Genomic DNA, 9,886 nt, shown 5'->3' on the forward strand with positions numbered 1-9,886 from the left:
CGTCTCACACGCACGGGCACAGCTCCACATGCAGAAGGTGGTGCGCTCGGGCCGGGCGGCAGCAGAGGCGGTCAAGGGACAACCAAGACAGGGCGCTTGCTGAATGAGCCTGGGGGTGCGCCGCTCGTGCGTCAGATGACAGCGTGCGGCGAATGAGACGAGATCCCCACCTAGGGCACCAGGCAGGAAAACACCCAGCAACGAAGAAAGCCCCTCACACCTTCAAGGCGATCCGGGGCTTCCTACGGTTCTGGTACTAGGCGTAAGCCTATCAGTTACGACGGCCCCACCCATGTATCGACATCATCACGACACGCCGGGTTGCTACGAACCACTGGATCCGGTCACCTGGCCGCAGGCGATGCATTGGCCGATCCGACACCCGAAGTCCGCCCAGTCGCTCTCCTTCGTCGCGAGAACGTGTCCGCGCTTGGTGTCCTCGCATCCCACCCACTGCATGTGCAGCGCAGGCGTCCGACGGTGCTTCTCGTACGCCTCGGGCTTGATACCCATCAGGTCCAACTCTCGATCACGCCAATCGGCCCACCGGTGGTGCGCGAACTCGTGCTCGATCTCGCGGTACTCGTACCCGCCCTCAATGGCGCACATCTTGATGTCCTGGCGCTTGAGCGACTCGGGAGTCTCGCCGCAGTTCAGGCATTCAGCCACGATCTGCACTCCCATCCGCGTGGTTGGGTCGGCGTCCGTAGGGGCGGTCGCAGTCGCATAGCTCGCACCCGTAGTGCTCGTGATCCATGCGGGGATGAATGCACTCGGCGCACGTCTCGCTCATCACACGCTCCCGTCGCCGTGGTTCGGTCCCGGACACCTCGGGTTGTCCGCACATGTGCAGTCGTACCCTCCGCCGCGGATGGGAGGGCATGCCCCGCAGCACCCAACAGGACGCGCGAACTGCACGGGCTCCCGCACATTCGATCGGGGCGGCAGGGTCCATCCGCCCGCAGAGCGCGCGTCATCGATCGCCTGAACCACCCACGGCGGCGTCATCAGATTGCCCGAGCGCGCACTCCTGTGAGCGTCGTCGAGTGCGGCTCGAATGCGTGACATCTGCTCCTGACGATCGCCTCGATACTCGGCGTACTCGCGCACGACGCCCTCGTACGCCAGCCGTAGCTTTCTCAGCTTCTTCTTCGCGCTCACCGGTCCCCCCCGTTCCCGTTCATGTGATTGGTTGGTGTCGGTCTGGTTCCGGGTCGGAGTCCGCACGGCCCCTCATGTCCATCCACTCGGGTGCACCATTCCCCGTCGTGAACGATGGGGCACGGGTTCACCGAGAACCACCACGACGCGTACGCCTTGCGCACGGTGGTCTTGCCCTCCCGCATCCGCATGACCGGTCCGACCAGCTCACGGTCGAGCCACTTGCGGGCGGTGCGCTCATTCACGCCCCTGAGCTTCGCGGCCTCGGCGGCGGTGAACGTCGGGTCGTAGAACTCCGTCACCGACCCGATCACCTCGTCCTCGTCGAATCTCGCGTACGACCCCTCCGGCGCGTTCGGCAACCGACCCGGGAACACGAACCGGTGAGAGTCTCTCCGTTCCACACCCCACCGGTCCACAGCGTCACGAACAGACCACCCCTCACGGACACCATCCGCATCCGGGACATGCCGGTCCAGCACGAGGGGGCCGAGCCACGCCATCGCGTCCGCATCATTCGACACGTCCGTGATGTCCGACCCGAAGAACCTGACTGCCGCCTCCACCGCATGGATCGCGTCGATCAAGTCATCCCCGATCGGAGCCGGCGGATGCGGGTTTGAGGTGCGGATCACCTCACCCCGATCCCAGTTCCACCCCGACTTCGACGGATCCCCCAAAGAACGCAGACGACCCAGCAGATCGGGTGCGTCTCCCAGCAATCGCCGCGCCCGGCCGATGCAGCCGACGCACACAAGCGCCCCCTCCGCAGCCTCGCGAGGCACACACCCGCGGCAACTATCCGGTCTGTAGTAGTTCGGGCATTCCGCGCCCGCGTAGTGCTTTGGGGAACGCTTCCCGTCATCCCCCACATCGAATGTGACGCACCCACGCATGCATTTCCGGTCATGCGTCATGCCGCCGCTCCTGTCTTCAGGAATGTCATCCAGTGGGTCTTCGCCGACTTGCCCGTCTTGTGCCCGACCAAGGGGCGATGCGGCGTCAGCGCGAGGATCTGGGACACCGGTATCTGAGTCTCGTTCCACTTGAAGATGAGCACGCCCGTGTCGGCGAGGACGCGGAAGCATTCCGCGAAACCCGCCGACAGGTCGGTGCGCCAGTTCAGCGGATCCAGGCGCCCGTACTTCTTCCCCATCCACGCGTTCTCCCCGACTCGCACGAGGTGCGGCGGGTCGAACACGACCACCTGGAATGTGCCGTCGGCGAAGGGCAGGTCGCGGAAGTCCATCTCGATGTCTGGCGCGATATTCAACGCGCGTCCGTCGCAGAGGATGTGCTGCTCGGTGCGAATGTCCCCGAAGACCACGCGCTCGTCGGCCTTGTCGAAGTACATCATCCGGCTGCCCGAGGCAGGGTCCAGAACCACCTGCTCAACTCGGGGTGTTGTCTCCATAGTTCCCACCTCCCGGTCAGACATCACCAGACACCCGTTCACTCGAATAGGTGCTCGGCGTGACTCGCATCGACGGGCGGTCCGGGTCAGCCATCGGACGCGGAGGCCGAGCGTCGTACGCCTGGATGTCATCCCACGCCTGATCGAGGTCGGCATCGGCGTGCCAGCCCAGATCACCCGCGATGCTCGCGAGCGCGGCCAAGCGACTGTCGGCGTCTCGCGCGTTCAGCACGAGCTGGTGCGTGTCGGCCGGATTGAAAGGCGAGATGTCGGCGAGGTTGTAGAGGCGGCTCGACAGCCAGTTGCACATCTTGGCGCGCGAAGGTCGCTTGCTCACGTCGCACTCCCCTCCGCGTCGTCCTGATCGCTCGATCGGGGCGGCAACGTCCACCCGCCCGCGGTGCGTGCTTCGTCGATCGACTGCGCAACCCACGGCGGCGTCATCAGGTTGCCCGTCCGCGCGCCCGTGTAAGCGGCGTCGAGCGCGGCTCGGATACGAGTCATCTGCTCCTGGCGATCATGTCGGTACTCGGCGTACTCGTGCGCAAGCCCCTCGTATGCCACTCGGAGCTTCTTGAGCTTCTTCTTCGCACTCATTGGTCTTCCTCGCTACGGTTCATGTGGTTGGTGTTCATGGCGTCAGAACGGTTGCTCATCGCCCCCACCTCCCGTCGACCACGCTTCGGAGTTACCCGGTGTACGGGAATCCCACTCAGCGGACTGGGGCTGACGGGTCGACCCGGTTCGCGTCACCTCAGCCGTCTGGAACCGCAGGTCCGGCCCGAACGCATCCGCCGTGATCTCCCACGCCGTCCGCTTCTGCCCCTCCCGCGTCTCGTACTCCCGAGACTCGAGACGACCGATCACCAGAACCGACGTGCCCTTCGCGAGCTGCGCAGCGTTCTCCGCCAACCCCTCCCACAGCGTCACCCGGTGAAAGTCGGTCTGCTTGTTGTCATCCTTCCCCCGGTTCACAGCCACGGTGACGTTGCCGACGGCCTTACCGCCCTGCGTGTACCGGACCTCGACGGGCGCGGTGATGTTCCCTCGGATAGCGATCGGAGTGCTCACAGCCCCAGCCCCTCTGCCACGTCCTCGCGGATAGCTCCGCTGACCGGGTCATGCAGCATGTGGGTGACCTCGCCGCCGCTCGGCAACCTGATTGGCTGAGCGAGCGCGATGAGGTTGGCTATGCGCTGCTGCTCCACGAGAGCGAGAGTCGCGTGCACCAGCGCCGCGGTGACTGTCACAAGAGCCTCCGGCGACTCCATCGCTTCTTTCCCGACGAAGTCGAGATTCCTTTGGGCGACCTTCACGTGGTCGATTCGTTCGGTCATGCCGGCACCTCCTCGACGTTCACGGCGGTCTCGAAATGAACTCGCAGCCCCTTGTCGGCGGCCTCGCCCATGATCACGAACGGACGCCACTGGGTGCGCTTGAAGAACAAGGTCACGAAGCTCCCCTCGTTCACGAACTTCTGAAGCTGATCGGTTACTGTGCTCGTGACATTGCCTTCGGCCCACGTGACACTCACGGTCACTCCGATGTGGTCACTGGTGAGTCTCCCCGCCTCGACCACGGTCTTGTCTTGCGTCTCATCAGTCATGCTGTCCTCGCCTCTCTCAGGTCTTGTCCACGGATGAACCGGCGCTTCTGCTCCGTCTCCGCGTCGTACGTCTTCTCCGCCAATAGGCGGGCATCCCACGGGCCCGGGCGGGCCTCACGCAACGCCACAGCCCGCCGGTACCCCTTCCGTGACACCGCCTTCAGGAACGCCGCGAACGCCTCATCAGCGACCGTCCACCGCTCCGCCAACGGGGTACACGCATCACCACGGTTCGTCATCAGGTCCATCGGCTCTCGCCTCCCACTTCGTCATGCGCATGATGTGCCGCGTCTCCTGCACGAACTTGTCGTGCTGTCTTCGGGCTGTACCGCAGGGCCCGCAGTCGTCGAACGTCCCGTCCGGGTGGTCCGGGCACCCGATCGGCGGCGCGTCCAACATGCGCGGACGCTCGGGCTTGCCCACCCGCTCCCGCCTTTCCGCCCACTCCCGCTGCACCTCGTCCTGCTCGGCACGCACCCGCGCTTCCGCCCGCTCCCGCGCTCCCCCCATAGCCACGGAACTTCGCGGAACTTCGCGCGAAGGCGGTGGAGGTATATCCGAACCAGCCGAACGCAGGTCCGCCTTCAGCGGTCGGGTGAGGGCGAGAACCGGTTCCCCGTCGTGCTCGTACCGCACAAGAAACCCGGACTCCTCGAGCATCAGCACGTGCAGGATGATCTGCTCCGTCGCCGCCTCCCCCGGGTAGATCGCCGCCGCGATCAACTCCGGCACCAGCGGGCACCGACCCTCCGCGTCCGTCGCCTTCGTCCACAACCCGATCGCTGTCGGCTTCGCCTCGTGCGGCGCTCTCATGTACCCGGGGAACTCGAGATCGTCCCCACTGATCTTCCGTTGAACGCTCTTCGTTGACACCCTGCTCGTTACCTTCCGCGAACCCCTCGAAACACAGATCCACCGCCAGCTGCAGGTGATGCTCGGCCACGCTGAAACACTCCGTCCACCCGCTCCCCGCCGGCAGAAGGTGCCAGGCGTCAAGGTGGTCGACGAACGCCTTCGGGAACCACTTGGCGAGGACACGCAGCGCCTCCCGCTCCCACGTCGCGTCCGTTCCGCGCGCGAGGATCAACACCTGCGCCCCGGACTGCTTGAACGCCTCGATCCGATACCACTGGGAGGTGCGGCCTACCTTCAGCACTCGCTCTTCGGCCCACCACACTACGTAGGTCATCGCGTACTCAGGCATGACACTCATGCGGTCACCGCCTGAACGTGCGCTAGCATCTGCCGGCCGACGTGGTCGGTGTACGCCGGTGGGATGGCCTCGACGAAACCGTGACGGTCCATCCAGTCGATGCCCATCGCCTCGGGCCACTCGTGCTGTCCACCCGCGTTGCCGTAGACCTGCACGACCGTCGACAGACGCTTCTCACCGTTCGGGCGCCACCCCGTCCAGTACTTCGGCTCAACGAATCGACCGTGCGCACACGGGATGCCGGTCATTCCGAAGTTGGACTCGAACAGACGGTGCCTGCGGATCGGTCGATTGAGACCGGTCCCGCAGATACGTACCGGGTCGATGAGGTGCGCCTTGGCATCCTCGACGTTCTCGATGACGAACGGGAGGTGCGACTCGACCAACAGCTCCCGAGTAGGCCCGATGAGGTTCGGATACTCGTACGCTCGGCCGAGCGCCCGGTTCACGGCGCCCAGGTTGAGGAACGACTGGCACGGCGGTGATGCGTGGGCTGCGGTGATATCGCTCAGCCACAGGTGCTGCACCTGCCCGTCGGGGTCGACGAACGGGAGGGAGTCCCCCCTGAGCAGGGTTGCCATGGCTTCGATCGCGTCGCCCTGGTGGAACGGGAACGGGTATCGCGGCTGCGGGTCGATGTCGATCCCGACCGGCGACCATCCGGCGTCCGCGTAGCCGCGGGATGCGCCACCCTGGCAGCAGTACAGGTCAAGCAGCAGTGGCGCGCTCATTCGGCACCCCCACGAAGCATGTCCGCGGTGGCCTCGGTGATCTCCCGCCACCACTCCCCACCCACCGGGGTGTCGAAGTACAGCACCCACCCGACACCGAAACGCCACGCAGGCCACAACTCCGGGCGTGCCCACCTCGGCACACCGAACCCCTCACGGAACGCGTCCTCCGGGTGTTCCGTTTTCCACAGGTGGCACCCGCACCCGAACGGGCCACCCAGCAGTTGCAGGTTCGCGGGGGTTGTGTTCCACGCGTCACGGTTCTGACGGTGATCCCGCTCCACCGGACCCGACAACCCACACCGCACACACCTCCCAGCGTCACGGGTCGTTACCGCTTCGTACGCGGCACGCTCCTCCTCGCGGGTCAACTTCGGAACCTTCGGGGCGATCATGAGGCCATCAGCCCGAGCAGGTCGAGCAGCCCTCCCGTGATCGGTGCATCCTCTGGGATGCGCGGCGCAGGTATCGACGCGGGCTTACCGGCACGCTCGATCGGGTGCGCCTCGGTCGCGGGGAACATGGACGGTGCCCAGTTCTCCTCGCGACCTTCCTCCCACTCGACGATGACGACGCGGAGGCGCGGGTTCGTTGAGATCCGGTGGGCTACAGAGCGGATCGTCCACCCACAGCCGACGACGACGTCACCCGGCAGCCACTCGGACGCCGGGGTCCGGTCGGGAAGCTGGAACGCTCGGCACCCGCACGGATCCTTCCCGCACTCCCCCATCCCGATTCCTGAGCCGGTCGGCGTCTGGGCGTAAGCGTGAGAGATGTTCCGGTGCCCACACCCGGCGCACTGTTCACCGTCGCGCAGCTCGAGTTCGCTGATCATGAGTGCTCCCCCCGGAAGTTCGCGTTGAGGCTGCGGAGGATGTCAATGTCTTCGGAGAGGGACTTGCGGCGTTCGCGGGCGTACTCGAGAGCGAGCTCGCACACGTCGAGGTGTTCCCACGCTTCGATGACTTCAGCGTCGGATTCGGCGACGAGGCGGCGGGTTTCCATGTCGCGGCCGTCGGCTCGGAGGCGGGCGTACCCGCGGGCGGCGGCCAGGACACGTTTCGCGTCCTTCACTGCCTTCGAGCGGCCCGCGATGATCTCCGGTGCCCGTGCGATCGCCTGACGTGCCTGCAGGAGCGCACCGGCGCATTGCACCGGGGTGGGGAACAGGTGGATCAGCTCGTCCTCGTCTAGACCAGCGAGGTTCAAGGGGACGAGTTCGACGGAGGGTGTGGTCTCGGTTACCTCTCCCGTGTCGGGGTGAATGTTCATCGACGGCCCCGCTTCCCGGTCTTCCGCTTCTGGGCGCGGCGGGTAGCACGGTTACCCGGGAGGTGATCCAGCGTTGCGGGTCGGGGTGCCGGCTCGTGGATGAGGTGAGTGCTCGTATCCTCCACGCTGCCCACGGAGTCCTCCCGTTCGTTGACGGTCTCGACACTCGGGCTATGTCCTGACCCCAACGAGCCAGCACCCTTCGGTTCCCACGCGGCCTCGGTCAGTGCCTTGCGCTTGGCGCGCAATTGACGGTGCAGGTCGGTGCCCGCCTTGTCGGGGGTGAACGCCTTGACCGCGCGTGCGGCCTTGTCGATCGCGTCGAGGTTCTCAAGGTCTTCGGCGGCTTCGATGAGTGCCGCCCAGTCCTCGACCGGTGCCTGCGTTTCGGGGGTGGGTCGGGTGGTGCGTTCCTCGTCCTCGATGGACACGTCGCCAAGGATGTCGCGGAACGTCTGACGGAACGCGACCATGCGGGCCGTGCGCCCAAAGTGACGGGTCGGGGCGGCATCCCACTTCGCCGCCCACTCCTCATTCTCACGGGGTCTCTGCTCATCCCACCGGATCGTCACGGTGGTGGGGATGCGGACGCCCTTGCGGTACACCGTCACCCGAGCGAACTCGGGGTGCCCGTGGATCACGACCGACTGGACGGGTGCGTCGGGAAGGTGGTTCTGCTCGACTACCGGGGACCACGCCTCAGACCACACCAGGCCGTTGTCGGAGAACTCCACCGGTCCGGTGCCGTCCCACATGCCCGACCCGTGGACTCTGCGCTCCACCTCACCGATGGTCGTGACCTCAGCTACCTCGGTCACGCTGCACCTCCGTTCGCGATGAGTTCTGCGGTCGGCAGTTCGTTGTGCCATTCGCCGTTGATTCCGACGCGCCACCACGCGGGCTCTTTGGTGTAGCGCGTCACCCATGCCATGGCGTCTATGACGCACGCCACGTCCGAGCAGACCCAGGCCGATGCATGCGACCGTGACCTGTCGTACTCTCCCGGCTGGTTCGTGACGATGACGTCGAGCGACGGCCGCTCACACCTGGGGTTGTCTTCCTTGCGGGCCATGTCATGCCTCCTGGTAGCGCAGTGCGGTGCGGCGCGTGATCTTCGGGTAAGCGCGTTTCGCGGCGGCCTCAGCGAATGCGAGATCCGTGCGGAGCTGCTCGACACGGGCGTGCCCGTCGGGGTCGGCTGCGGCCCATGCGGTTTCGTCGATGGAGACGATCTCGGTGACTGTCTGCTGGAACCCGCCGAGGGAACCGACACCGGTGGCGCCGAATCGGTCGGCGTGGGGCATGTGCGCCGCGACGGCCTTCTTGAGCGCGGCGTTCGCGGACTTCTCGAGCGCGGCGATCCTGTCGTACTCGACCTTCACGCGCGCCCAGTCCCAGAGCGCGTCCGTGACGTTGTCGGGGAGGTCGTCCACGTCGGGGCACCCGTCTTCACGCCACGCGATGAACCGGTCCGCCGCGTGCACGAGGTACTCGATGAACTCCTCATCCCGCTCCACACGGATCCATGTGGCACCGTCGACCGGGGGTTGGTCGTCCTCGTCGCGGACCTCGAACCCGTACAGGGCGTACGCGGCACCCATGACATGCATCTGCCACTGCAACTGCGCTTGATGCTCGATCGGGATGGTGTCGGACTCCCACCCGTACGCGTGAGACTTCACCTCGATGACGACGAGGTGCTGATCCGCCCAGCCGATACCGTCCGGGGTGGCGCGGTGCAGGTCATTCGACCCCGCCGCCCACAGCGCACTGTTCGCCAAGACGACGTCCAGACGGTCAGCGGCTTCGTCTAGGATCGCGGCCTCACGCTCCGAGCCGGCGCGGGTGAACTTGTTCCCCCGGAAACTGGAACCGTTCATCTTCTCGGTCACGATCGTCTTCCGGGCCTTCAACCCGCCACGGGCGATACGCCACGCCTCCGACGCGGTGACACCCTCACCACGCTCAGCCAGCCACACCTCACGGGGGGCGTCGGCCTCCACGACGATGCGGGGAGCTTCGATGCTGGTAGTCATCACGCGGCCTCTCTGGGGATCTTCTTCAGGGTGTTGATGTCGGTGTTCCACTGCATGCCGTGGTTGGTCGTCGACAGGGCACGCATCACCACCTGGGGCTGCGCCTGCGGGTCGATCTGCTCGATGCGCCAACGGGTGCCGTTCACGACGAGCGCGTCACCCACCACCCACGGCTTCGGCTTGCTGTTCGCCCTCATGCCTTCACGACCCGCCCGCCGCGAAGGGTGTAGAACACGCCCGCCTCCACCGTTTCCCCGTCGACCTGCACGGCCTGCACACCGAGGACGTTCCAGTCGCGGTCACGTTCGGTCAGGACCAGCCAGCACCCCACGGCCCCACGCGCTGCTCCCTGACCGAGAACGGCGGCGATGGAGCCCATGTCGGCGACCGAGGCGCGGACCTGCGCGGAGTACCCGGTCGTCGCGGCGTTCGCGTAGCGCCCGGTCGTCGCGG

19 protein-coding genes are annotated in these 9,886 nt (G+C 66.1%); all 19 read right to left on the minus strand.

The window, feature by feature from the left end; genetic code table 11:
- Positions 1 to 324: 324 nt before the first annotated feature.
- Entirely contained in the window at positions 325 to 669 is a 345-nt protein-coding gene (locus P2P98_RS08505; protein WP_275799109.1) for a hypothetical protein, read from the minus strand.
- 488 nt (positions 670 to 1,157) lie between these two features.
- On the minus strand, positions 1,158 to 1,748 hold the full coding sequence (locus P2P98_RS08510; protein ID WP_275799113.1) for a hypothetical protein: 591 nt from the start codon (positions 1,746 to 1,748) through the stop codon (positions 1,158 to 1,160).
- A gap of 326 nt (positions 1,749 to 2,074) precedes the next feature.
- Complete coding sequence (locus P2P98_RS08515) at positions 2,075 to 2,575, minus strand: SAM-dependent methyltransferase (RefSeq protein WP_275799116.1); 501 nt, start codon at positions 2,573 to 2,575, stop codon at positions 2,075 to 2,077.
- A 16-nt stretch (positions 2,576 to 2,591) separates the two neighbouring features.
- Positions 2,592 to 2,912, minus strand: coding sequence for a hypothetical protein (locus P2P98_RS08520; RefSeq protein ID WP_275799119.1), 321 nt, complete (start codon positions 2,910 to 2,912; stop codon positions 2,592 to 2,594).
- The gene (locus P2P98_RS08525) at positions 2,909 to 3,172 is read right to left on the minus strand and encodes a hypothetical protein (RefSeq protein WP_275799123.1); all 264 of its coding nucleotides are present in this window, start codon (positions 3,170 to 3,172) and stop codon (positions 2,909 to 2,911) included. The genes P2P98_RS08520 and P2P98_RS08525 overlap by 4 nt, the downstream gene beginning before the upstream one ends.
- A 42-nt stretch (positions 3,173 to 3,214) precedes the next feature.
- A complete protein-coding gene (locus P2P98_RS08530) occupies positions 3,215 to 3,646 on the minus strand; it encodes a single-stranded DNA-binding protein (protein ID WP_275799126.1) in 432 nt (143 codons plus the stop codon).
- Positions 3,643 to 3,912, minus strand: a complete 270-nt coding sequence (locus P2P98_RS08535; RefSeq protein ID WP_275799128.1) for a hypothetical protein — start codon at positions 3,910 to 3,912, stop codon at positions 3,643 to 3,645. Before P2P98_RS08535 ends, P2P98_RS08530 begins: the two co-directional genes overlap by 4 nt.
- Positions 3,909 to 4,181: a hypothetical protein gene (locus P2P98_RS08540; RefSeq protein ID WP_275799131.1), complete on the minus strand. Its 273-nt coding sequence runs from the start codon at positions 4,179 to 4,181 to the stop codon at positions 3,909 to 3,911. The genes P2P98_RS08535 and P2P98_RS08540 overlap by 4 nt, the downstream gene beginning before the upstream one ends.
- The gene (locus P2P98_RS08545) at positions 4,178 to 4,429 is read right to left on the minus strand and encodes a hypothetical protein (protein ID WP_275799133.1); all 252 of its coding nucleotides are present in this window, start codon (positions 4,427 to 4,429) and stop codon (positions 4,178 to 4,180) included. Before P2P98_RS08545 ends, P2P98_RS08540 begins: the two co-directional genes overlap by 4 nt.
- A complete protein-coding gene (locus P2P98_RS08550; RefSeq protein ID WP_275799136.1) occupies positions 4,404 to 4,913 on the minus strand; it encodes a hypothetical protein in 510 nt (169 codons plus the stop codon). Before P2P98_RS08550 ends, P2P98_RS08545 begins: the two co-directional genes overlap by 26 nt.
- A gap of 477 nt (positions 4,914 to 5,390) precedes the next feature.
- A complete protein-coding gene (locus tag P2P98_RS08555) occupies positions 5,391 to 6,125 on the minus strand; it encodes a hypothetical protein (protein ID WP_275799139.1) in 735 nt (244 codons plus the stop codon).
- On the minus strand, positions 6,122 to 6,520 hold the full coding sequence (locus P2P98_RS08560; RefSeq protein ID WP_275799141.1) for a hypothetical protein: 399 nt from the start codon (positions 6,518 to 6,520) through the stop codon (positions 6,122 to 6,124). The genes P2P98_RS08555 and P2P98_RS08560 overlap by 4 nt, the downstream gene beginning before the upstream one ends.
- Positions 6,517 to 6,960: a hypothetical protein gene (locus P2P98_RS08565; RefSeq protein WP_275799144.1), complete on the minus strand. Its 444-nt coding sequence runs from the start codon at positions 6,958 to 6,960 to the stop codon at positions 6,517 to 6,519. Before P2P98_RS08565 ends, P2P98_RS08560 begins: the two co-directional genes overlap by 4 nt.
- Entirely contained in the window at positions 6,957 to 7,397 is a 441-nt protein-coding gene (locus P2P98_RS08570; protein WP_275799147.1) for a hypothetical protein, read from the minus strand. Before P2P98_RS08570 ends, P2P98_RS08565 begins: the two co-directional genes overlap by 4 nt.
- On the minus strand, positions 7,394 to 8,215 hold the full coding sequence (locus tag P2P98_RS08575) for a hypothetical protein (RefSeq protein WP_275799148.1): 822 nt from the start codon (positions 8,213 to 8,215) through the stop codon (positions 7,394 to 7,396). Before P2P98_RS08575 ends, P2P98_RS08570 begins: the two co-directional genes overlap by 4 nt.
- Complete coding sequence (locus P2P98_RS08580) at positions 8,212 to 8,469, minus strand: hypothetical protein (protein WP_275799151.1); 258 nt, start codon at positions 8,467 to 8,469, stop codon at positions 8,212 to 8,214. Before P2P98_RS08580 ends, P2P98_RS08575 begins: the two co-directional genes overlap by 4 nt.
- Before the next feature lies 1 nt (position 8,470).
- A complete protein-coding gene (locus P2P98_RS08585; RefSeq protein WP_275799153.1) occupies positions 8,471 to 9,433 on the minus strand; it encodes a YqaJ viral recombinase family protein in 963 nt (320 codons plus the stop codon).
- Positions 9,433 to 9,630 carry a hypothetical protein gene (locus P2P98_RS08590; protein WP_275799155.1) on the minus strand — a complete coding sequence of 66 codons (198 nt, stop codon included), beginning with the start codon at positions 9,628 to 9,630 and terminating at the stop codon, positions 9,433 to 9,435. Before P2P98_RS08590 ends, P2P98_RS08585 begins: the two co-directional genes overlap by 1 nt.
- The coding region (locus P2P98_RS08595; RefSeq protein WP_275799158.1) for a hypothetical protein at positions 9,627 to 9,886 on the minus strand (260 nt) is incomplete at its 5' end. The genes P2P98_RS08595 and P2P98_RS08590, both read right to left, overlap by 4 nt.

The organism is Microbacterium sp. Kw_RZR3 (genome assembly GCF_029222405.1).
GTDB lineage: Bacteria > Actinomycetota > Actinomycetes > Actinomycetales > Microbacteriaceae > Microbacterium.

Bases quoted from the DNA above. Each gene is read 5' to 3' on its own strand.
- P2P98_RS08570 (WP_275799147.1), bottom strand. From the start codon at position 7,397: ATGAACATTCACCCCGACACGGGAGAGGTAACCGAGACCACACCCTCC.
- P2P98_RS08560 (WP_275799141.1), bottom strand. From the start codon at position 6,520: ATGATCGCCCCGAAGGTTCCGAAGTTGACCCGCGAGGAGGAGCGTGCC.
- P2P98_RS08525 (WP_275799123.1), bottom strand. From the start codon at position 3,172: ATGAGTGCGAAGAAGAAGCTCAAGAAGCTCCGAGTGGCATACGAGGGG.
- P2P98_RS08545 (WP_275799133.1), bottom strand. From the start codon at position 4,429: ATGGACCTGATGACGAACCGTGGTGATGCGTGTACCCCGTTGGCGGAG.
- P2P98_RS08590 (WP_275799155.1), bottom strand. From the start codon at position 9,630: ATGAGGGCGAACAGCAAGCCGAAGCCGTGGGTGGTGGGTGACGCGCTC.
- P2P98_RS08555 (WP_275799139.1), bottom strand. From the start codon at position 6,125: ATGAGCGCGCCACTGCTGCTTGACCTGTACTGCTGCCAGGGTGGCGCA.
- P2P98_RS08585 (WP_275799153.1), bottom strand. From the start codon at position 9,433: ATGACTACCAGCATCGAAGCTCCCCGCATCGTCGTGGAGGCCGACGCC.
- P2P98_RS08535 (WP_275799128.1), bottom strand. From the start codon at position 3,912: ATGACCGAACGAATCGACCACGTGAAGGTCGCCCAAAGGAATCTCGAC.
- P2P98_RS08515 (WP_275799116.1), bottom strand. From the start codon at position 2,575: ATGGAGACAACACCCCGAGTTGAGCAGGTGGTTCTGGACCCTGCCTCG.
- P2P98_RS08565 (WP_275799144.1), bottom strand. From the start codon at position 6,960: ATGATCAGCGAACTCGAGCTGCGCGACGGTGAACAGTGCGCCGGGTGT.
- P2P98_RS08580 (WP_275799151.1), bottom strand. From the start codon at position 8,469: ATGGCCCGCAAGGAAGACAACCCCAGGTGTGAGCGGCCGTCGCTCGAC.
- P2P98_RS08540 (WP_275799131.1), bottom strand. From the start codon at position 4,181: ATGACTGATGAGACGCAAGACAAGACCGTGGTCGAGGCGGGGAGACTC.